Source organism: Geodermatophilus sp. SYSU D01180 (genome assembly GCF_054050415.1).
Genome location: NZ_JBJGZH010000015.1, coordinates 71,849 through 92,870, shown reverse-complemented (window position 1 = coordinate 92,870; position 21,022 = coordinate 71,849). Strand labels below are relative to the sequence as shown.

Annotated in this window: 19 protein-coding genes; 9 read left to right on the top strand and 10 right to left on the bottom strand. The window is 74.6% G+C overall.

Translation table 11 applies throughout. The features are described from left to right. Window positions 1-8 precede the first annotated feature (8 nt). A complete protein-coding gene (locus tag ACI8AA_RS14975) occupies window positions 9-1,076 on the top strand; it encodes a glycosyltransferase (RefSeq protein ID WP_457045197.1) in 1,068 nt (355 codons plus the stop codon). Window positions 1,077-1,083: 7 nt separating this feature from the next. On the opposite strand, the gene ACI8AA_RS14970 is transcribed toward ACI8AA_RS14975, so the two are convergent. Beyond that, window positions 1,084-2,088 carry a GNAT family N-acetyltransferase gene (locus ACI8AA_RS14970; RefSeq protein WP_457045196.1) on the bottom strand — a complete coding sequence of 335 codons (1,005 nt, stop codon included), beginning with the start codon at window positions 2,086-2,088 and terminating at the stop codon, window positions 1,084-1,086. A 438-nt stretch (window positions 2,089-2,526) separates the two neighbouring features. On the opposite strand from ACI8AA_RS14970, the gene ACI8AA_RS14965 reads away from it, so the two are divergent. The 4 genes from ACI8AA_RS14965 (at window position 2,527) to ACI8AA_RS14950 (ending at window position 7,674) form a co-directional block, all read left to right on the top strand. Continuing rightward, a complete protein-coding gene (locus ACI8AA_RS14965; RefSeq protein ID WP_457045195.1) occupies window positions 2,527-3,948 on the top strand; it encodes a polysaccharide biosynthesis tyrosine autokinase in 1,422 nt (473 codons plus the stop codon). A 110-nt stretch (window positions 3,949-4,058) separates the two neighbouring features. After that, on the top strand, window positions 4,059-5,900 hold the full coding sequence (locus ACI8AA_RS14960; RefSeq protein ID WP_457045194.1) for a polysaccharide biosynthesis protein: 1,842 nt from the start codon (window positions 4,059-4,061) through the stop codon (window positions 5,898-5,900). After that, entirely contained in the window at window positions 5,897-7,054 is a 1,158-nt protein-coding gene (locus ACI8AA_RS14955) for a DegT/DnrJ/EryC1/StrS family aminotransferase (protein WP_457045193.1), read from the top strand. The genes ACI8AA_RS14960 and ACI8AA_RS14955 overlap by 4 nt, the downstream gene beginning before the upstream one ends. Continuing rightward, entirely contained in the window at window positions 7,051-7,674 is a 624-nt protein-coding gene (locus ACI8AA_RS14950) for a sugar transferase (protein WP_457045192.1), read from the top strand. The genes ACI8AA_RS14955 and ACI8AA_RS14950 overlap by 4 nt, the downstream gene beginning before the upstream one ends. A 54-nt stretch (window positions 7,675-7,728) precedes the next feature. Here the strand turns inward: ACI8AA_RS14950 and ACI8AA_RS14945 are convergent, their stop codons facing one another. The 3 genes from ACI8AA_RS14945 to ACI8AA_RS14935 form a co-directional block, all read right to left on the bottom strand. Further along, a complete protein-coding gene (locus ACI8AA_RS14945; protein WP_457045191.1) occupies window positions 7,729-9,336 on the bottom strand; it encodes an FAD/NAD(P)-binding protein in 1,608 nt (535 codons plus the stop codon). Next, complete coding sequence (locus ACI8AA_RS14940) at window positions 9,333-10,040, bottom strand: acetyltransferase (protein WP_457045190.1); 708 nt, start codon at window positions 10,038-10,040, stop codon at window positions 9,333-9,335. Before ACI8AA_RS14940 ends, ACI8AA_RS14945 begins: the two co-directional genes overlap by 4 nt. A gap of 208 nt (window positions 10,041-10,248) precedes the next feature. Beyond that, on the bottom strand, window positions 10,249-10,797 hold the full coding sequence (locus ACI8AA_RS14935; protein WP_457045189.1) for a phosphatase PAP2 family protein: 549 nt from the start codon (window positions 10,795-10,797) through the stop codon (window positions 10,249-10,251). Between the two features lie 150 nt (window positions 10,798-10,947). On the opposite strand from ACI8AA_RS14935, the gene ACI8AA_RS14930 reads away from it, so the two are divergent. Then, a complete protein-coding gene (locus tag ACI8AA_RS14930; RefSeq protein ID WP_457045188.1) occupies window positions 10,948-11,094 on the top strand; it encodes a hypothetical protein in 147 nt (48 codons plus the stop codon). Window positions 11,095-11,100: 6 nt separating this feature from the next. On the opposite strand, the gene ACI8AA_RS14925 is transcribed toward ACI8AA_RS14930, so the two are convergent. The 3 genes from ACI8AA_RS14925 to ACI8AA_RS14915 form a co-directional block, all read right to left on the bottom strand. Then, window positions 11,101-11,970, bottom strand: a complete 870-nt coding sequence (locus ACI8AA_RS14925) for a hypothetical protein (RefSeq protein WP_457045187.1) — start codon at window positions 11,968-11,970, stop codon at window positions 11,101-11,103. Window positions 11,971-12,013: 43 nt separating this feature from the next. Beyond that, complete coding sequence (gene galE, locus ACI8AA_RS14920; RefSeq protein WP_457045186.1) at window positions 12,014-13,036, bottom strand: UDP-glucose 4-epimerase GalE; 1,023 nt, start codon at window positions 13,034-13,036, stop codon at window positions 12,014-12,016. A 75-nt stretch (window positions 13,037-13,111) separates the two neighbouring features. After that, window positions 13,112-14,455 (bottom strand): UDP-glucose dehydrogenase family protein, encoded by a 1,344-nt coding sequence (locus ACI8AA_RS14915; protein ID WP_457045185.1) that lies wholly within the window; start codon window positions 14,453-14,455, stop codon window positions 13,112-13,114. Window positions 14,456-14,562: 107 nt separating this feature from the next. Between ACI8AA_RS14915 and cysC the strand changes: the two genes are divergently transcribed. Further along, the gene (cysC, locus tag ACI8AA_RS14910; RefSeq protein ID WP_457045184.1) at window positions 14,563-15,600 is read left to right on the top strand and encodes an adenylyl-sulfate kinase; all 1,038 of its coding nucleotides are present in this window, start codon (window positions 14,563-14,565) and stop codon (window positions 15,598-15,600) included. On the opposite strand, the gene ACI8AA_RS14905 is transcribed toward cysC, so the two are convergent. From ACI8AA_RS14905 to ACI8AA_RS14895, 3 genes are all read right to left on the bottom strand, one after another. Continuing rightward, window positions 15,581-16,426 carry an SDR family oxidoreductase gene (locus ACI8AA_RS14905; protein ID WP_457045183.1) on the bottom strand — a complete coding sequence of 282 codons (846 nt, stop codon included), beginning with the start codon at window positions 16,424-16,426 and terminating at the stop codon, window positions 15,581-15,583. The genes cysC and ACI8AA_RS14905 overlap by 20 nt on opposite strands. Further along, entirely contained in the window at window positions 16,423-17,418 is a 996-nt protein-coding gene (gene rfbB, locus ACI8AA_RS14900; protein WP_457045182.1) for a dTDP-glucose 4,6-dehydratase, read from the bottom strand. Before rfbB ends, ACI8AA_RS14905 begins: the two co-directional genes overlap by 4 nt. A gap of 125 nt (window positions 17,419-17,543) precedes the next feature. Further along, window positions 17,544-19,082, bottom strand: coding sequence for a sugar transferase (locus ACI8AA_RS14895; protein ID WP_457045181.1), 1,539 nt, complete (start codon window positions 19,080-19,082; stop codon window positions 17,544-17,546). A gap of 304 nt (window positions 19,083-19,386) precedes the next feature. Here ACI8AA_RS14895 and ACI8AA_RS14890 point away from each other — a divergent pair, with 304 nt between their 5' ends. Both ACI8AA_RS14890 and ACI8AA_RS14885 read left to right on the top strand, forming a co-directional pair. Next, window positions 19,387-19,581, top strand: a complete 195-nt coding sequence (locus tag ACI8AA_RS14890) for a hypothetical protein (protein WP_457045180.1) — start codon at window positions 19,387-19,389, stop codon at window positions 19,579-19,581. Window positions 19,582-19,939: 358 nt separating this feature from the next. Further along, the gene (locus tag ACI8AA_RS14885) at window positions 19,940-21,022 is read left to right on the top strand and encodes an LCP family protein (protein ID WP_457045179.1); all 1,083 of its coding nucleotides are present in this window, start codon (window positions 19,940-19,942) and stop codon (window positions 21,020-21,022) included.

The window sequence follows — 21,022 nt, the reverse complement described above, 5'->3', positions numbered from 1 at the left end:
AGGTCGGAGTGGGCGAGCCCATCCGGGTCGGGCTGCTGACGAGCGTGGGCCGCACGCTGGACGCGTTCTTCCCCCCGATCGTCGATCGGCTCACCGCGCTCGGCTTCGCGGTGACCTCGGCGAGCGGGACGACGTCGTCGCTCCCCGGCTGGACACCGCTGGACGGCTTCACCCAGCGCCCCTCCCGCGGGGTCCGCACCGCGCTGCGCGCGGTCCGGGAGTGGTCCGCCGCCGAGCGCCACGACGTCGTCGTCACCAACACCGCGACGGCGTCGGCGCTGGTGCGGGTCGCCGGGCTGCGGGCGCCGGTCGTCTACTTCTGCCACGGCCTGCACTGGGGGCGCGACGACGCCCGGGCGCTGCCGTGGAAGGCGATCGAGCGGGCGCTGCTGCCGCGCACCGCCGGCGTCGTCACGATCAACCGTGACGACCAGGCGTGGTTCGAGCGGCACGGCGCGCGCAAGGTGCACCGGCTGGCGACGGGCGTCGGCGTCCCCCTCGAGCGGTGGCCGGCCTCGCCGGTCCCGGCGTCGGACACCCTCGACCTGGTGTGGGCCGGGGACATGACGCCGCGCAAGCGCCCGCAGCTCGCGGTCGCCGTCGTGGCGCGGCTGGTCGAGCTCGGCGTGCCGGTGCGGCTGCGCATGCTCGGTGACGGCCCGCTGCACGATGCGGTGCGCGCCGAGGTCACCGCCCGGGGCCTGGGCGACGTCGTCACCGCCGAGGGCCGCGGCCCGGTGGCCGAGGCACTGGCGGGGACCGCCGCGCTGCTGCACACCGCCACGTGGGAGGGGCTGCCCCGGGTCGCCCTGGAGGCGGCCGCGGTCGGGCGCTGGTGCTACGGCTTCGACGTCAAGGGCCTGCGCGACGCGCCGCTGGTCCGGCTCGCCCCCGACGGCGACGTCGAGGCGCTGGCCCGGCTGCTGGCCGGGGACGCGGGGACCGGCGCGGTGCGGGAGGTCCCGGACGTGCGCGGCACGCTCGACGCGGCCACCGCCGCCGACGGCTTGGCCGACGCGCTGCTCGACGTGCTGGGCCGGCCCGCCCGGACGACCGCGGTGCCGCCGCTGCCCTGATCCGCCGTCAGGCGGCGGGGCGGCGCCAGGGCGGGAAGAACCCGGCCGTGTCGTCGGTGCCGGCGAGCTCGCGGTAGCGCACGGGGTCGTGCACGAGCTTGGCGACGTGGAAGGGCAGCGGCTCGCTCTCCGGGTCGTAGCGGTGCTTGAACACGAACAGCGGCGAGGACGCCGACCCCCCCAGGCCGCCGCCGAGGTGCAGCCGCGACATGCCCTGCGCCTGCGCCCACTCGGCCGCGGCCAGGAACAGCCGGTTCGAGGCGCCGATGCCGCGGGCGACGTCGGCGGAGGCGCCGAGGTGGTAGTGCAGCCACGAGCCGTGCGGGAAGCACAGCAGCGCGGCCACCAGTCGGCCCTCCAGCCGGCCCTCGACCAGCAGCGGGCGCAGCGCCGCGGCCTCGTCCACCAGCGCCGTCCAGTAGGCGTCCGGGAAGAAGAAGAACGCGTCGGCCTGCTGCCGCTCCATCGTCGTGTAGTAGAGGTCGCGGAAGGCGCCGAGGTCGGCGGGGGCCGGGTCGACGGTGACGTCGAGGCCCTCGCGGTCGGCCCGGCGCGCCGCCCGCCGGTGGTGGGCGTGCATGCCGGCGAGCAGGTCCCGGCCGGGCGAGACGTCCCAGGCCACGGTGGAGCCGGCCGGCACGAGCTCGGCCGAGGCCGGCACCAGGGCGGCGTTGCCGAGCAGCGGGTGCAGGCGCAGGAACGTCGTCACGACGCCGTTTGCCCGCGCCCACGCGTCCAGGGTGGGGCCGAGAGAGGCCGCCGCGGCGGCCGAGCGGGCCACCGGCCCGCCGTAGCCGTAGGCGCTGATGGCGTCCCAGCCCCGGCCGCCGGGCAGCGGGCGCAGCAGCAGCGGGAGGGCGACGTCGCCGGTGGCGGAGCGCACGTGCAGGAGCACCGGGCGGGTCCCGGGGACCTCGAGCAGGGCCGACGCCCGCGAGTAGGCCGCGCTCGTGTAGGTGTCCAGCCCGCCGAGGCCGGCGACCACGAAGTCCCATTGGGCCTCGGGGACCACACGCACGGCCCCCTCGGAGGTCGGGGCAGGTGCGTGCCGATCGACGTCCGCCACGGTCACGCGCGCTCCCCCGACTCGGTGTCCACGACCGGAGGCTAGACGCCGAGAGGCCCTCTCTGCCGGTGACGCTGCGTCATCACCCCTTCGTGCCCCCACCTTCAGTGCTGGACGGAGAGAGCCACGTTGCTTACCGAAACCGGACCGCTCGGTCACACCCCCCGAATGGGGGAGCACGCTCCGTACACGACTGGTCCACCCGCGATGACGACGAGCCGCACGCCACCCTCCTGAACGGGCCCGGGGCGTATCTCACGTGCGCGACCACGCTGCGCAGTCCCCCACGGCGATTACTTTTCGTACCTCCGGCGTCCTCTGGGGTGGCGGGTACGAGAGGGGAGCCCCGCCCAAGAGGGGACCCCACGGGTGACTGGTGGACGAGTGCGACGGAACGACCTGCTCCAGATCCTCCGGCGTCATCTCCGCATCATCGTCGCAGGGCTGCTGCTCGGGCTGGCCGTGGCCGCCGTGCTCAGCTGGACGGCGGTGCGGACGTACACGTCCTCGACGCAGCTGTTCGTCGGCACGGCGGGATCGACCGCCTCCGCGGACGCGTACGAGGGCAACCTCTTCTCCCAGCAGCGGGTGACCTCGTACGCACAGGTGCTCACCTCCCGCGAGCTGGGGCAGCGCGTGGTCGACGAGCTCGGCCTGCCGCTGACCGCCCGCGAGGTCGCCTCCAAGGTCAGCGTCACCCCGCTGCCCGAGACCGTCGTGCTCGACGTCCGCGTCACCGACACCTCCGCCGAGCGCGCACAGCAGATCGCCGCCTCGCTGGGCCGGCAGTTCACCGAGCGGGTCACCGAGCTGGAGACGCCCGCGGGCACGACGTCGCCGACTGTCACCATCACCACCATCCAGGCCGCCGACCTGAACCCGACCCCGGTGAGCCCCGACGTCGTCGGAAACCTCTGGCGAGGCGCCGCGGTGGGCCTGGTCCTCGGCCTCGGCCTCGCCCTGCTGCGCGGGTACCTCGACCGCTCCGTCCGCGAGGTCGACGACGTCGAGCAGTCCACCGGCTCGCCCGTGGTCGGCCGCGTCTTCGACGACCGCAGGCTCGCCAAGGGGCCGCTGCCGGCCGACACGGGCGCCCAGTCGCCCAGCGCCGAGGCCTTCCGTGCCCTGCGGCTCAACCTGCGCCACCTCGCGGGCGAGCCCGGCCCGCGAGTGGTCGTGGTGGCCGGGGCGGTCCCCGGTGAGGGGGCCACGACGGTCGCGACCGACCTGGCCGTCTCCCTGGCCCGCGCCGGCAGCCGGGTGACGCTGGTCGACGCCGACCTCCGCCGACCGCGGGTCCGGGAGCGGCTGTCGCTGCCCGACGGCCCCGGCCTCACCGAGGTCCTGACGGGCGCGGTCCAGCTGCGCGACGTCGTCCAGCCGTGGGGCGAGGGGCTCGGCGTCCTGGGCGCCGGTTCGCTGCCGGCCGACCCCGAGGCCCTGCTGGGTTCGCCCGCCATGGCCGCCCTGCTGCAGGGCCTGCGGGACAGTCAGGACGTCGTCGTCGTGGACGCCCCGCCGCTGCTGCCCGTGGTGGACGGCGCGGTGCTCAGCGCCCGGGCCGACGTGTGCCTGCTCGTCGCGCGGTACGGCCACACCAAGCGTGGGCACCTGGCGGAGGCCGCTGCCGCGGTGGCCCGCGTGCGGGTCCCCGCGCAGGGGGTCGTGCTCAACCGGGTCCCGCGCGGTGCCCACGTCGTGACGGCCGGTTCGACGACCTACTCCGCGGACCGGCAGCGGAGGCGGATCCAGCCCGGTGCTGCTCCGACCGCTCCCACGTCGCCGCTCCCCCCGCGCCAGCCGTGACGCGCCACCGACGACGAGACGGCCGGCCGACCCCGACCGGCTCCCCTGCGAACCACGACGACCCGACGACCCAGGGGCCGGAGACCGGCCGTCCCGAGAGTGAGGCTGACATGACCGGGAAGGACCCCGGCCTGCGGTGGCGCCTGATCCGCTTGGCGATGCTCGGCGGTGACGTGGTCTCGCTGCTGGCGGGCCTCGTGCTGGCCGTCACCGCCCGCTACGAGGGCGCGCTGCACGAGATCGACACCAAGGGCCTGGTCGTGTCCATGGCGCTGGCGATCCTGGTGTTCCCGGTGGCCTCGACCGCGCTGCGGCTGCACCAGGGCCGCTACGCGGTGGGCAGCGTCGACGAGCTCAAGAGCCTGGCGACCGCGGTGGGGCTGACCGCGCTCACCGTGCTCGCCGTCGTCGCCGCCGTCGGCACCCCGCGGCTGCTGCCGCTGAGCGTCCCGCCGATCGCGGCCGTCCTGTCCTTCGTGATCATGGCCGCCTTCCGCCTGGCGATCCGCAGCCAGCGCGAGGGCGCCGTCCGCCCCCGGACCGGCCAGCGGACGCTGGTGTTCGGCGCCGGGATCGCCGGCGAGCAGCTCGTGCGCTCGATGCTCGGCGACCCCGACAGCCCCTACCTGCCGGTCGGCCTGCTCGACGACGACCCGGCCAAGCGGCACCTGCGCATCCGCGGCGTGCGGATGATGGGCAACCGGGAGCGCCTGGCCGACGCCGCGGCGTCCACCGGCGCCGAGGTCGTCGTCCTCGCCCTGCCCTCGGCCGGGTCGGCCCTGATCCGCGACCTCTCACAGCGGGCCACCGACGCCGGGCTCGCCGTCAAGGTGCTGCCGCGGATGTCGGAGTACTTCAACCGCCGGGTTGGCATCCGCGACGTCCGCGACATCGACGTCGCCGACCTCCTCGGCCGCCGGCAGATCGACACCGACGTCGCCGAGATCGCCGACTACCTGCGCGGCAAGCGGGTGCTGGTGACCGGCGCCGGAGGGTCGATCGGCTCGGAGCTGTGCCGGCAGATCCAGCGGTTCGGTCCCGGCGAGCTGATGATGCTCGACCGCGACGAGTCCGCCCTGCACGCGCTCCAGCTGACGATGTTCGGCGAGGCGAAGCTGCACGAGCCGCAGGCGGTGCTCGCCGACATCCGCGACGGCGAGGCGCTGCGCCGGCTGTTCGCCGAGCGGCGCCCGGAGGTGGTCTTCCACGCCGCCGCGCTCAAGCACGTCAACATGCTCGAGCAGTACGCGGACGAGGGCTGGAAGACCAACGTGCTGGGCACGCGCAACGTGCTGGCCGCCGCCACCGAGGTCGGCGTCACCCACTTCATCAACGTCTCCACCGACAAGGCCGCCAACCCGGTCAACGTCCTCGGGCACACCAAGCGGATGGCCGAGCAGCTCACCGCGGCCTACGCCCGGGGCAACCCCGGCCGCTACCTGTCGGTCCGGTTCGGCAACGTGCTCGGCAGCCGCGGCTCGGTGCTGGAGACCTTCGCCGCGCAGATCGCCCGCGGCGGTCCGGTCACCATCACCGATCCCGAGGTGACCCGCTACTTCATGACCATCCCCGAGGCGGTCCAGCTGGTCATCCAGGCCGGCGCGATCGGCCGGGGCGGGGAGGCCCTGGTGCTCGACATGGGCACGCCGGTGCGCATCGGCGACGTCGCGGCGCACCTGATCAGCCTGGAGGGACGGCCGATCGAGATCCGGGTGACCGGGCTTCGGCCGGGCGAGAAGCTGCACGAGGAGCTGTTCGGTTCCGGCGAGCAGGACAGCCGGCCGTTCCACCCGATGATCAGCCACGTGCCGGTGCCGCCCCTGCAGGCCGACGAGCTCGAGCGGCTGGGGACCAGCTACCCGGCCGCCACCGCCCGGAGCACGGCGATCCGGAACCGTGTGGCCGAGCTCCCCGCCCGCGACGGCGGCCACACCAGCGTGGTGCCGCTGTGACGGCCACGCCCGTCCGGCAGCGCGGCCGGATCCTGCTCTCCTCGCCCGACGTGGGCGGCCGCGAGCAGGAACTGGTCGCCGAGGCCATCGCGTCCGGCTGGATCGCGCCGCTTGGCCCCATGGTCGACGCCTTCGAGCAGCGCATCGCCGAGCGGTGCGGCCGGGAGCACGCCGTGGCCCTGTCCTCGGGCACGGCCGCGCTGCACCTGGCGCTGCTGGAGCTCGGCGCCCGCCCGGGCCGCGCCGTCGTCGTCCCGACGATGACCTTCGCGGCCACCGCGAACGCCGTCGCCTACACCGGCGCCGAGCCGGTGTTCGTCGACTGCGACCCGGAGTCCGGCGCCCTCTCCCCCGCGCTGCTTGACCGGGCGCTGGCGGCGCTGCAGGCGGAGGGGACGACGGTCGCCGCCGTCGTCCCGGTCGACCTGCTGGGCCGCTGCGCCGACTACCCGGCGCTGGAGGAGGTCTGCGCGCGGTATGGCGTCCCGGTCGTGTCCGACGCGGCCGAGGCGCTGGGGTCGAGCTGGCGCGGCCGACCGGCGGGCTCGTTCGGCGTCGTCGCCGCGCTGTCGTTCAACGGCAACAAGATCATGACGACGAGCGGCGGCGGCATGCTGCTCACCGACGACGCCGAGACCGCGCGGCGGGTCCGCTACCTGAGCACCCAGGCCCGCCAGCCCGCGGTGCACTACGAGCACACCGAGGTCGGCTACAACTACCGGCTGAGCAACGTGCTGGCGGCACTGGGCCTGGCTCAGCTCGAGCGGCTGGACGAGATGATCGGCCGGCGCCGCGCCCTGCGGGAGCACTACGCCGCCCTGGTCGAGGACGCCCCCGGTGTGCGGGTCTTCCAGCGGGCGGGCGACGAGGTCGACAACTGCTGGCTCACCGCCCTGCTGGTCGACCCCGCCGAGGCCGGCTGGTCGGTCGACGACCTGCGGGAGGCCCTGGACCTGGCGGACATCGAGTCCCGGCCGCTGTGGAAGCCGATGCACCGCCAGCCGGTGTTCGCCGGCGCCCGCAGCCACCTCGACGGCTCCGCCGACCGGTTGTTCGCCACCGGGCTCACCCTGCCCAGCGGCTCGGCGCTGACCCCCGACCAGGTCGACGCCGTCCTCGAGGTGGTCAGCGGGTTCCTGGAGGCGCGGCGGTGAGGCGGCGGCTCTACCTGCCGGTCAAGCGGGCGGTCGACGTCATCGTCTCCGGGGTCGGGCTCGTGGTCAGTGCACCGGTGATGGCCGCGGTGGCCGTCGCGGTGCGGCGGGACCTCGGCTCCCCGGTGCTGTTCCGCCAGCAGCGCCCCGGCCGCGACGGCCGGCCGTTCGAGCTGGTCAAGTTCCGGACGATGCGGACGTTAGGCCCCGACGACTCGGTGGCCACCGACGGAGACCGGCTCACGCCCTTCGGCACGTGGCTGCGCAGCACCAGCCTCGACGAGCTGCCCACGCTGTGGAACGTGTTCCGCGGCGACATGAGCCTCGTGGGCCCGCGCCCGCTGCTCATGGAGTACCTGGACCGCTACACGCCCGAGCAGGCGCGGCGGCACGAGGTCCGGCCCGGCGTCACCGGGCTCGCCCAGGTACGCGGGCGCAACCTGCTGAGCTGGGAGGACAAGTTCGCCGCCGACGTCGAGTACGTCGACGGCCTCGGTCCCCGCATGGACGCCCGGGTGCTGCTCGCGACGCTGCGGACGGTGCTGCGCCGGCAGGGCATCTCCGCGACCGACGCCCCGACCATGCACCTGTTCACCGGCGAGCGGGCCGACGCGGCCTGACCTCCCCGCTACCGGCACCGGGCCGGGCCCCCACCGGGGGCCCGGCCCGTTCCGTCACTGCGCGGAGGACGCGGGGGCCGCGGTGAGCGCGGCGGCGAGGCTGCGGCCCAGCGTGGTGCCGAAGGAGCTGATCCGGCCGCAGTGCTCCATGTGCCACACCGGGGAGCCGTTCACCACGTTGCCCGCCAGCAGCGGCCCCATGACGTAGAGGCCCGGGGCCGCCTCGAGCGTCGGGCCGACCGCGATCCCCCCGCCGTAGCGGGTGGGCTCGACCACGCCGCTGCTGATCAGGTCGGCGACGAGCGAGGGGCTCGTGTCCTGGAGGCGGCGGACCGGCCCGGCGCAGTTGACGACCACGTCGGCCGGCCGGTCGAGCTCCGCCGGGACGCCGTCGCGGAGGAGGTGCACCCGCACGCCGCGACCGTCGGCGGCGGTGACGCCCGTGAAGCTGCCGGCCACCGTCTCCAGCCGGCCGTCCGCCGTCAACTCGTCGAGGACCTCGTAGTACTCCCAGCCGGCCCGGCGCTGGTGCCGGCCGAGCTCGACCCCCCAGTGCCCGGCGAACTCGAGCGTCTCCTCGGCCGACAGCCGCTTGAGGACCGCCATGACCCCGTCGGAGATCGGCTTGAGCGTCTCCCCCACCGAGAAGCCGGCGTCCTTGCCGCGCACGAGATCCCCGATGGCGGCCTCGTAGACGTCGACCGCCCGGATGAGGTCCTCGTCGCGCAGGGCGTGCAGGAGCTCGGGCCGGTAGTCCACCTCGGGCCGGGGCGGGCTGATCCGGTCCGGCAGCCTGCCGCCCGGCGTCAGCACCGTGAAGCGCACGCTCCTCTCGGCAGCGACGGCGAGGTCGTTGACCTGGTACAGCATGTCCATCGTGCTCGCGTTGCCGCCGAGCACGACGACGTGCGGCGGGTCGCCGGCCCCGTCCAGCCGGCGGAGTGCGGCCGCGATGCGGTCCCGGGCCTCGGTCATCCCGTCGAAGGGGTCGTCGACCAGCACCGCCGCGGGCTCGTCGCCTTCCACCGCCAGCCGGGGCGCGACCGGGGACGACCCGGTCGCCAGCACGACGTGCGTGGCCTCGAGGGTGCGCTCCCGGCAGTCGATCGAGTAGCCGGTGCCGTCCGTGCGCAGGGAGACGACGGCGTCCTGGAGCTCCGTCGTCGTCGCCGCCCCCGCGGCACTGGCCGCGGCGATCGCCGCGCGGACCCGCTGGGACAGGTGGAGGCCGAAGACGTAGCGCGGCAGGAACAGGTCGTCGAAGTCGTCGCGCGCCACCGCGTCCCGGTGCCGCGCCCACCACCGGGACGAGACCGGCCCCTCGGCCGCCAGGAAATCGTCGAAGGCCCAGTCCTTGTTCACGGCGAGCCAGTCGGAGAACAGCCGCCGCTCGGCGTCGGGCAGGAAGTCCCGCAGCGACGTGATGAGCAGCGAGGTGCGGGCGGCGCGGCTGCCGTAGGGGACGCCGGGGAAGGGGTCCGGCGCGCGCTCCACCACGGCGATGCGGAGCGGTCGCACCGGCGGGTCCTCGGCCAGCGAGGTCAGCAGCGCGATGAGGACGTAGGAGGTCGAGGCGCCGGCGCCCACGAACGCCAGGTCGTAGGCCGCCTCCGGCCCGTCGTCCTGCGGTCGTCCCGGACGCTCGAGGGTGCTCTGTGTCATCGGACCGGGAGTCCCGCCTGCTGCCGGCCACCGGAGCTGACGAAGACCGGGTCCGGCGGCACCTCCCCGCTCCGGTCCGGGAGGATGCGCGCCGGGTTGCCCACGGCGGTGGTGTGGTCGGGGATGTCGTGGAGCACCACCGTGCCGGCGCCGATCTTGCACCAGCGGCCGATGGTGACCTTGGGGATGACGACGGCGCCGACGCCGATGTGCGTGCCCTCGCCGACGGTGACGTGCCCGCTCAGCGCCGCCTGCGGGCTGATGTGCGCGTAGTCGCCGATGACGCAGTCGTGGTCGACGCTGGCGCCGGTGTTGATCAGCACGTGCCGGCCGATCCGGGCGTTGGGCTGCACCATCGAACCGGCGAGGACCACGGTGCCCTCGCCGATCCGCGCCGAGGGCGCCACGATCGCCGTGGGGTGGATCGCCTGGCCGAACCGGGCGTCGAGGACCTGCGCGAGTTCGGCGCGCTCACCGTTGATGCCGACGGCCAGGACGAGCGGCACGTCGAGCGGGGGGAAGTCGTCCGGCCCCACGATGCGGATGCCGGGAAGGACGTTGCGGCTGGCCGGGTGCTGGTTGGCCGGTGAGTCGTTGAACATCTGCCGGACGCGGATCCCCCTCGCCCGGAGTACGTCGATGACCACCTGGGCGTGACCGCCGGCCCCGTAGACGTCGTAGACCGGCCTGTCGCCGAAGGTCACACGGCCTCCCCGCATCGCTGACTGTCCTCTCGCCGCTGGCCCCCACGGCGGTGTGGACGGGGTCGGCTCGCGGAGCCTATTCGCTGCACGGGGCCGCCAGGAGGGGTCTCGTGCGCTCATGCGAGCGAGATCGGGGACTGGACAGTCCGTTTGTCCTGTACAACGGCTTGCCGTGACACACTGCGCCCCCTCGGTCACTCGCAGAACATCACCCGATCGGGGCCCTGCGGCGGCGCAGGAGCCGGTCGAACACCCTCCACACCAGCACGCCGATGCCACCGCCGAGCGCCCAGCCGGCAACCACGTCGGTCGTCCAGTGCGCTCCCAGGTAGACCATGCTCGCACCGACGAACAGCGTCCCGACCGTCAGCACGGCAGCGACGAGGCGGCCGAGCACGTCACCGCGGCGCAGGCCCCACAGGACGATCGGGACGGCGGCGCCGGCGGTCAGAGCGGCGATCGACGAGGGGAACGCCGCTCCGTCGGCGGGCACCAGGGCCAGCTCGGCGGGCGGACGCGCGCGGCCGATGACCTCCTTGAGCCACTCGGCCAGGGCGGTGGCCGCCACCGAGGACACCATCGCCGCCGTCACGGCCCGCCATGCGCGGAAGACGGCCGCGAAGAGCAGTGCCGCGAGGGCGGCGAGGACGTAGGTGGCGGCCGGCTGTCCGGCGTCCATGAGTCCGCGGGTGGCCGCGTCCGCCCAGCCGGTGCGGTGCCGGTCGATGGCCTCGAGCACCGCCTGGTCGAACGACATGCGTGGAGTATCCGTCAGCACCGGCCGGGGACGGCGGCGCGAACGGGCGGGACCGGCTCTGTGGACACCGTGGTTGGCCAGGTCATAGACGGGGTACGGTCCGTTCCGGGTCAGAGCGGCCCTGGGGGACCGAGCGGTCGAGGAGTGGCCGTGCTCATCGTCGTCATCTGCTGTGCGGTGTGGCTGACCGTGGGACTGCCCGTCGGCCTCCTCCTCGGACGCGCGCTGCGCCGCGCCGACTCGGTTGACCGCAGGCCCCTCGCCTCCTCGGCCCTCGGGACGTACGGGTCCCGCTGACCGCCCTCAGTCCTGCGGGGCGGGCACGCGCTGCGCGGGCGCCTCGAGCGAGAGCGCGTCGTCGCGGCGGCGCAGCCAGGCCGCCGGCAGCACGAGGCGCGGTGCGACACCGACGAGGACCGCGACCAGCACGGCGACGCCGGCCAGGGCCTCACCGGACTCCTCGAGGAAGGTGGCCATCGCATACCACTGCGGGCTGACCCAGCCGGAGACGGCGGACAGCCCGACCGAGGCGACGGCGTAGAGGCCCAGGGTGCTCAGCACCCGGCGCCGGTCACGGCGCTCGGCGCGGCTGATGAAGGCGAGGACGGCGAGGACCGCCCCGGCGAGGAGCACGCTGACGGCGACGGCGCCCGCGGGCGAGACCACCGCGGACAGCGCCTGCATGCCGCTGACGTGCACGGTGCTGCCGGCCTTGACCACCGCGATCCCGCCGGCCACCGCGCCGACGGCCAGCCACCAGGTGCGCCGGCCGGGGTTGCGGGCCGCACCGGCGACGGCGGCGAGGGAGGCGACGGCGAACAGGGCGGCCACGTACATGCGCGGCAGCGAGTACGGGGCGTCCATGGACAGGACCTGGGCGAGCTGGCCGGTCGTGCCGCGCAGGCGCAGCGCGTAGCCGACCGCCTCGAGCGCCACGGCGAGGGCGGCCAGGCCGACGCCGACCGGCGGCAGCGGCACGCGCCGGCGGGCCGGGCGGACGGCGGGCCGCGCGGCGGCCGGGGAGCCGCCGAGCAGCGCGGGGGTCAGCGGCTCCTCGACGCCGGTGCCCGGCGACCGGCGGTCGGCCAGCCGGATGCCCCGCCCCAGGACGACGCCGAGCGCGACGGCGACGACCACCCACGCGGCGAGCCCGCCGACGATCCACGTCCACACGTGCGCAGCATCGGCAGGTCCGGGCGCGGACGTGACAGTCCGGTCACACCACAGGGGTGGGTGGGACGGGTGCGCTCCCCCGGACGGATGAGGCGCCGCGCGTGCTCGTCCAGCCCTCCCAGGCCGAGGAGACCATGTCCCGGACGTCGTGCCGCGCGGTCCAACCCAGTTCGGCGCGGATCCGCTCCGCGGAGGCGACTACCCGGGCCGGGTCGCCGGCGCGGGCGGCGACGACGACCGGCTCGGCCCACGCCTCCCCCGCCGTCCCGCTCACCTCGCGGACCACCTGCACCATCTCCCGGACCGAGACGCCCTCGCCGCGGCCGACGTTCGCCGTCAGTGCGGTCACCCGGCCCTCGGCGAGCGCGCGGGCGGCCGCGACGTGGGCGGTGGCGATGTCGGCGACGTGCACGAAGTCGCGGATGCAGGTGCCGTCGGGGGTGTCGTAGGTGTCGCCGAAGACCAGCGGGGGTTGCCCGTCCTGGAGCCGCTGGAAGACCATCGGGACTAGGTTGGAGACGCCGCGGTCGGTGAGGGCGGGCGCCGCGGTCCCGGCGACGTTGAAGTAGCGCAGGCCGGCGTACCGGAGGCCGGTGGCGGCCGCGACGGCGGCGACCATCCGCTCCCCGATCAGCTTGGTCTCCCCGTAGGGGTTCACCGGGCGGCAGTCGGTGTCCTCGCCGACGAGGTCGACGTCAGGCATGCCGTAGACGGCGGCGCTCGAGGAGAAGAGGAACCGGCCGACGCCAGCGCCGGTCGCCTCCTCGAGCAGCACCCGCAGGCCCTCGACGTTCTCGCGGTAGTAGTGCAGCGGACGGCGGACGGACTCCTCGACCTGCTTCTTCGCCGCCACGTGGACGACGCCGGTGACGCCGTGCTCCCGCAGCGTGCGCCCGACGAGCGGCCCGTCGAGGACGCTGCCGACGACGAGGGGGACGCCCGGGATGCGTTGGGCATCGCCGGTGGAGAGGTCGTCGAGGACGACTACCGGCTCCCCCGCCGCACGCATGGCGAGGACGACGTGCGCGCCGATGTAGCCGGCCCCGCCGGTCACGAGCCAGGTCACGGCCGCAGGCTATGTCGACGGCCCGTCTCGGGACACCGGCTTCCAGCGGCCTCTAGCCCGCGCGAGCGAGCCTCCTCAACCGGCCCGGCGGCCCAGCGCACGGTAGGTCCAGCCGGCAGCGGTCCAGGCCTCGCGGTCGAGGGCGTTGCGGCCGTCGAGGACCCGCTTGCTCGCCACGACCCTGCCGAACTCCACGGGGTCGAGCTCGCGGTACTGGCGCCACTCGGTGAGGACCAGGACGGCGTCCGCGCCGGCGGCGGCCTCCTCCGGGGTGCTCGTGTAGTCCAGGTGCGGCCACTCGCGGCGGCTGTTCTCGATCGCCGCCGGGTCGGTCACCCGCACCACCGCACCCTGCAGCTGCAGCTGCTGGGCCACGTTGAGGGCCGGCGAGTCGCGGATGTCGTCGCTGTCGGGCTTGAACGCCGCACCCAGCACCGCCACCTTCTTGCCCAGCAGGGAGCCGTCGAGGACCTCGCGCGCCAGCTCGACCATGCGGATGCGGCGGCGCATGTTGATGTTGTCGACCTCGCGCAGGAACGTCAGCGCCTGGTCGGCCCCCAGCTCCCCGGCGCGGGCCATGAAGGCGCGGATGTCCTTGGGCAGGCAGCCGCCGCCGAAGCCCAGACCCGCGTTGAGGAACTTGCGCCCGATCCGGTCGTCGTAGCCGATCGCGTCGGCCAGCAGCTTCACGTCGGCGCCGGTCGCCTCGCACAGCTCGGCCATCGCGTTGATGAAGCTGATCTTCGTCGCCAGGAACGAGTTGGCGGCCGTCTTCACCATCTCGGCGGTGGCGTAGTCGGTGGTCACCTTCGGCGTCCCGCGGGCGACGATCGGCGCGTAGACCTCGTCGAGCAGCCGCTCGGCGGTCTCGCCGTCGCCGTCGGCCGGCAGGCCGTAGACCAGCCGGTCGGGGTGCAGGGTGTCCTCCACCGCGAACCCCTCGCGGAGGAACTCCGGGTTCCAAGCGACGAGAGCGCTGGGCACCTTCCCGTCGACCAGCTCGGCCAGGCGCGCGGCGGTCCCCACCGGGACGGTCGACTTGCCCGCCAGCAGCTCACCGGGCTGCATGACCTGCACCAGGGACTCGACGGCGGCGTCGACGTAGCGCAGGTCGGCGGCGTACTCGCCGTGCTTCTGCGGGGTCCCGACACAGAGGAAGTGCACCTGGGCGCCGGCGGCGTCGGCGACGTCGGTCGAGAACGACAGGCGACCGGTCGCGAGCGTGCGCTGCAGCAGGTCCTCGAAGCCGGGCTCGTAGAACGGAGCCCGGGCCTCACGCAGGGCCGTCACCTTGCGCTCGTCGACGTCGATCCCGACCACCTCGTGGCCGAGCTCGGCCATCGAGGCCGCATGCACTGCACCCAGGTAGCCGCAGCCGATGACCGAGATGCGCACCGCCACCCACTCTCGTCCGGACACTCAGCTCCCGAAGTCCATCACGGAGGCGCTGGTTTGTGCCCATCGAGAGGCACGACTCCCCTTCCTCCGAGCGACGACGCACCTGGCGGACCCGGCAGGATGACGCCATGCCCGACGCCCGTGCCCGGCTCGACGACGCCCAGGTCGCCGCGGTGGCCCGCTACCGCGCGGGCCTCGCCCCCCGCCCCGACCTGCCGCCCGCCGAGGAGTACGAGGACGCGCAGGGCGTGCTCGTCGCGACGGCGGCCGAGGGCGACCTGGCCGTCGTCGAGGTGCCCCGCTGGGAGCCGCCGTCGGCGGTGGCCGAGCGGCTGCACGACGAGGGCTGGACCGACACCGTGGCCTGGGTGGGCCTGCCGCCCGACGACGTCGCCGAGCTGCCGCAGCGGCTGCTCGCGCTGGTGCCGGCGGCCGGCCTGCCCCCGGACTCCGCAGCGCTGTCGTCCGCCGCCGCCGCCTGGGCGGCCATCTGCGAGGGCGGCCGGGACGTGATCGTGGTGCCGGTGCCGGTCACCCCGGACGCGCCGGAGGCCGGGCCGGAGGAGCTCGCCGCCGCCCACGGCGCCTCGCTCCTCGGCAGCCGCCCGTGGTCGGGGACGGCGCGCACCGGCGGCACGGTGGTGTTCTGCACCGGCCTGTCCGGCGCAGGGAAGTCGACGATCGCCGCGCGGCTGGTGGAGCTGCTCATCGAGGCCGGCCGCACCGTGACGCTGCTCGACGGCGACGAGGTCCGCCACCACCTCTCCGCCGGGCTCGGGTTCTCCAAGGCGGACCGGGACACCAACGTGCGGCGGATCGGCTGGGTCGCCGCGCAGATCGCCAAGCACGGCGGCATCGCGGTCTGCGCGCCGATCGCGCCCTACGCGGAGGTGCGGGCGGACGTGCGGCGCGAGGTCGAGGCGCAGGCCGGGCCGGGCAGCTTCGTCCTCGTGCACGTGGCGACGTCGCTGGCCGACTGCGAGGCACGCGACCGCAAGGGCCTGTACGCCCGGGCGCGGCGCGGCGAGATCCCCGCCTTCACCGGCATCAGCGACCCCTACGAGACGCCCACCGACGCCGAGGTCACCGTGGAGACGGCCGGGCGCGACGTCGACGAGTGCGCCCACCAGGTGCTCGCGGCGGTGCTCAGCCGTCCAGCGTCCTGAGGTACGCCTCGACGGCGCCGCGCCAGTCGCGCGGCGCGAAGCCGGTCGCCTCCAGCCGGGCCAGGTCCAGCACGCTGTTGAGCGGCCGCGGCGCGAGGCCCTCTTTGTCGGCGGTGTACTCGGCGGTGCTCACCCGCCGGACGTCGTGCGGGTCGCGGCCGCGGGAGGCGAACACGACCTCCGCGACGTCGGCCCACGACGCCGGCTCACCCTCGCAGGTGACGTTGTAGGTGCCCGTCGCCCCGCGCTCGACGAGGTGCGCGACGGCGTCGGCGAGGTCCTCGGCGAGGGTGGGCCGGCCGACCTGGTCGGCGACGACGGACGGGCTGATACCGCGGTCGGCGAGGCCGGCCATCGTCCGCACGAAGTTGCGCCCCTCGCCCACCACCCAGGTGGTGCGCAGCAGCAGGTGCCGGTCGAGCGCGGTGACGAACGCGTCGCCGTCGGCCTTGCTCCGCCCGTAGACGCTCAGCGGGTGGACCGGCGTGTCCTCCGGGATCGGCCCGCGGTGGTGACCGTCGAAGACGTACTCGGTGGAGAAGTGCACGAGCAGGAACCCGTGCGTGCGGGCCGCCTCCGCCAGGGCGCCGACGCCGTCGGCGTTGACCGCCCGCACCGCGGCGAGGTTGGCCGGGTCCTCCGCGGCGTCGACGGCGGTCCAGGCGGCGGCGTTGACGACCACGCCGACGCCGGACCAGTCGTGCGCGGCGACAGCTGCGGGGTCGCCGACGTCGAGGTCCGCCCGGGTCAGCGCGACCGCCCCGGGGAACCGGCGGGTCAGCGCGCGGCCGACCTGGCCGCCCGCGCCGAGGACGACCGTCGTCACTGGCCGCGCGCGGCGTACGCCGCCTCGACCTGGTCCTTCAGCGGCCGCCACCAGTCCTCGTTGTCCCGGTACCACTGGATCGTCGCGGCCAGGCCGTCGCGGAAGTCGGTGTAGCGCGGCCGCCAGCCGAGCTCCTCGCGCAGCTTGGTGGCGTCGATGGCGTAGCGCAGGTCGTGACCGGCCCGGTCGGTGACCGAGTCGAAGGCGTCGGCCGGCTGGCCCATCAGCTCGAGGATCGTGGCGAGGACGGTGCGGTTGTCCACCTCGCCGTCGGCACCGATGAGGTAGGTGTGGCCCATCCGGCCGCGCTCGAGGATCTCGTGGACGGCGGCGTTGTGGTCGTCGACGTGGATCCAGTCGCGCACGTTGTGGCCGGCGCCGTAGAGCCGTGGCCGGCGGCCGGCGAGCACGTTGGTGATCTGCCGCGGGATGAACTTCTCGACGTGCTGGTAGGGCCCGTAGTTGTTCGAGCAGTTGGAGATGGTCGCCCGCACGCCGTAGGACCGCACCCACGCGCGCACCAGCAGGTCGGAGGCCGCCTTGGTCGACGAGTAGGGGCTCGAGGGGTTGTACGGCGTCTCGGGGGTGAACTTCGCCGGGTCGTCGAGCTCCAGGTCGCCGTAGACCTCGTCGGTGGAGACGTGGTGGAACCGGACGCCGTGCCGGCGCACCGCCTCGAGCAGCGTGTACGTGCCGATGACGTTGGTCTGCAGGAACGGCGCCGGGTCGGCCAGCGAGTTGTCGTTGTGGCTCTCGGCGGCGAAGTGGACGACGGCGTCGCTGTCGCGGACCAGGTCGTCGACGAGCGCGGCGTCGGTGATCGAGCCGTGGACGAAGCCGATCGCGTCCTTGACGCCGGCCAGCGAGGCCTCGTTGCCCGCGTAGGTCAGCGCGTCGAGGACGGTGACGTCGTACTGCGGGAAGCGCTCGACGGTCTGGTGGACGAAGTTGGCGCCGATGAAGCCGGCACCACCGGTCACGAGCAGACGCACGGGTGGTTCCTCCTGCAGTAGGTGGTCTCGCGGCCGCTCCGGGGCGGCAGGGGCCATCCTGCCCTGAGATCCGGCCCGTGCGGTCGCCCGGACGTGCCGTGCCCCCCGCACGGAGGAACGGGACGTCAGTAGGCGCCGGAGCGGCGCAGCACCGCGCGGACGGTGCGCCAGAGGATGGCCAGGTCCAGGCCGAACGACCAGTTCTCCACGTACCGGACGTCGAGCTCCACCGACTCGTCCCAGGTCAGGTCCGAGCGGCCGCTGACCTGCCACAGGCCGGTGATGCCGGGCTTCACCAGCAGCCGGCGGTGCATGTCGGCGCCGTACTGCTCGACCTCGCGGGTCACGTGCGGGCGCGGGCCGACCAGGGACATGTCGCCCTTGAGCACGTTGACCAGCTGCGGCAGCTCGTCCAGCGAGAACGTCCGCAGGAAGGCGCCGACGCGGGTGACCCGCGGGTCGCGGCGCATCTTGAACTGCACGTCGTTGCCCTCGTTGAGCACGAGCAGGGCCTCGATGCGCGAGTCCGCATCGACGACCATGCTGCGGAACTTGAGCAGGTCGAACTCCCGGCCGCGCTTGCCGATGCGCCGGTGCCGGTACAGGGCCGGGCCGCGGCTGGTGGTGCGGACGGCGACCGCGATCGCGACGAGGAACGGCGCGAACACGACCAGCAGCAGCCCCGCGACGGCCCGGTCGAGCAGGGACTTCGCCAGCCGGCGGCCGCCGCGGAACTCCGGCTCCTGCACCTGGATGAGCGGGATGGTCGACGTCGGCCGCACCTGCAGCCGGTTGGAGGCGACCTCCACCACCCCCGGGCCGACGAGGACCTCGATGTTGGTCCCCTCGAGGCGCCAGGTCAGGTCCCGCAGGTACTCCCCCGCGGTCTCGCTGGCCGAGGCCACCACGACGGCGTCCGCGCGGGCGTCGTCGATGGCGCGCACGGCGCCGGCCAGGGTGCCGATCACCGGGACCCCCTCGGCGCGGACGGCGAGGGCCTCCTCCGGCCGCGGCACGCAGGCGCCGACGACCCGCAGGCCCGCGGTCGCGTCCCGCCGCAGCCGGCGGACCAGGTCGGCCACGGCCACGTCACGGCCGAGGGCGACGACCCGCTTGGTCATGAGGCCGCGGCGGCGGGCCGCGTGCAGCCGCCGCCGGTTGAGCAGCCGGCCCAGCAGCGTGGTGAGCACGCTGGCGGGCGCCGCCACGAGCAGGAGCAGGTCGAGCGTGGCCGACGGCAGCAGCGCGGCGGCGACGCCGAGCGCGGTCGCCGCGAGCAGGCCGGCGGTGAGCACGCGGCGGTACTCGTCGTCGCCGGTGCCGAGGCGGCGCTCGGCGTAGGTGCCGGTGGCTGTGAGCAGGCCGAGCCACGCCAGGCCGAGCAGGACGGGGCCGGTCGCCGAGACGAGGTGGGTGCCGGACGGGAGCAGGACCGCGAGCACCAGGCCTGCGGCGACCGCGAGCAGGTCCCCGAGCACCAGCGCGACCGTGTACGAGACCAGCCACTCGGGCGTCCGCCGGCGCCGCGCGGAGAACGGGTCGTAGACGGGCCGGTCGAGCAGCGGTGCCGGGACGCGCTCCTCGACGCCGGTCAGCGACAGGGCCCGCACCGGCCGCGGCGCGTCCTCGCCGGGCGCCGGCGGCACGGTGGTGCTGGCGGTCACGCTGTCCCCCTGGTCCGTCGCGGTCTGCATGCGCAGCGTCGGCACCGCCGCGCCGGGGCAGAAGCCCGGAAGGCGGTGGATCCGACCCCCGCGGGCCTTTTCCACCCCGGAGAGGGAGACCGGCGGGTGCTGGCGACCGTCCGTCGCGACCTGCGAGGGACTGATCGCTTCGACGGTGCGTGAGGTGGCCATGGTGTCGACGGGGCGGCGAGCACACCGCGCGACACCGCCACCCGGACCCTTCGGCAGCATCTGCCCGCGCGGCCGTGCCGGTCGGGCTGCTGAGTGCTCCTAGGAAGGAAGGGTGACCGTCGTGCTCCTCGTTGCGCTGTGCTGGCCTGTCATGGCGCTCGCCGTCGCCCTCGGCCTGGGGCAGGTCATCCGGCTGGCGGACCGCAGGGAGATGCTCGGGTGCGGTGACCTGAGCCGGGAACTCGACTCGGTCCTCGCCGGCCGGGAGGACGACCTCCGCGCCGCCGCGGGGCCCCAGACGGCCTGAGCGACACGACCGCGCTGCCGGCCGCAGAACACTGACCGAACCCCTCTGGACCGTCAGAGGCCCGGGCGGACCGCACCGCAGCGGCAGGCGTAGAGACCGACGCCGCTGGAGGCGTCCTCCCCGACCCAGCGGAAGCGGTGCCACAGGCGGTGGCGCCGGGTCTCCACCGAGGCACCGAGACGCCACTCCCCCGGACGGACGGGACCCTGCGGCGCGGACACGCGCCCCTAGTGCCGCACTCCGACGCCTTCCGGAGCGTCACCGAGCGTGGCGCTGACCCACCCTCGTGGGTGGGACGGGCAGCCGGATGTGCTGCTCCACCCCTAGCCTCGTGGCAACGACAGCCACGGGGGTCACTGTGAGCAACGACGAGGCACGTCCGGGGTCCACGCTCGTCGCCGACGAGCCCACCACCGAGGAGCACCCTCCCCGCCGACGGCGTGGGCTGCGGCGCTTCGTCGTCGCGCTCGGCGTGCTCGTCACCGTTCTCGTCGTGCTGGTCGGCGGTGGCCTCTGGTACCTCACCGACCGCTACGCCGGGAACATCGACCGGGTCGGCGACGTCTTCGCCGACCTCGACGAGGACGTCCGGCCCGCGCCCGCGACGCCGGCCGGGCAGGCCTCCGCAGAACCGGTCACGTTCCTCCTGGTCGGGAGCGACACCCGGGCCACGGCGGATGCGGGCATCGCCGGGGGCGGCCGGTCGGACGCGATCATGATCGCCCGGTTCTCCGGGGACCGGCAGCACGCGCAGCTGGTCTCCATCCCCCGCGACTCGTGGGTGGACGTCCCCGGCCATGGGATGGACAAGATCAACGCCGCGTACGCGTACGGCGGGCCGCCCCTCCTCATCCAGACCGTCGAGCAGTTGACCGAGGTGCGCATCGACCACTACGTGGCCATCGACTTCGAGGGGATCGTCGAGGTCACCGACGCCCTGGGCGGGGTCGACGTCATCGTCGCCGAGACCACCAGCCACGGGCCGTACACCTTCCCCGCCGGGGTCAACCACCTCGACGGTGAACAGGCCCGCTGGTACCTGGGCCAGCGCTACGGCCTCGAGGGCGGCGACTTCGACCGGGTGCGCCGTCAGCAGCAGTACCTCGAGGCGATGTTCTCCCAGCTGTTCACGTCCGACACCTTCACCGACCCGGGCCGGCTCGACGCCGCTCTGCTCGCGGTGGCGAACGCCGTCAGCGTCGACGACTCCCTCGGCAACGGGGACCTGCTGTCGTTGGCCTACTCCCTGCGCGACCTGCGGCCGGAGAACGTCGTCTCCTTCACCGCCCCGGTGCTCGGCACAGGGATGGAGGGTCCGGCGAGCGTCGTCTATCTCGACGAGGTCACCGGCGAGCGCATGTGGGCCTACCTGCGCAACGACTCGCTGTCGCAGAACGCGGACAAGTTCCAGACCGAGGCCCTACCGGACGTCCCCCGCTGA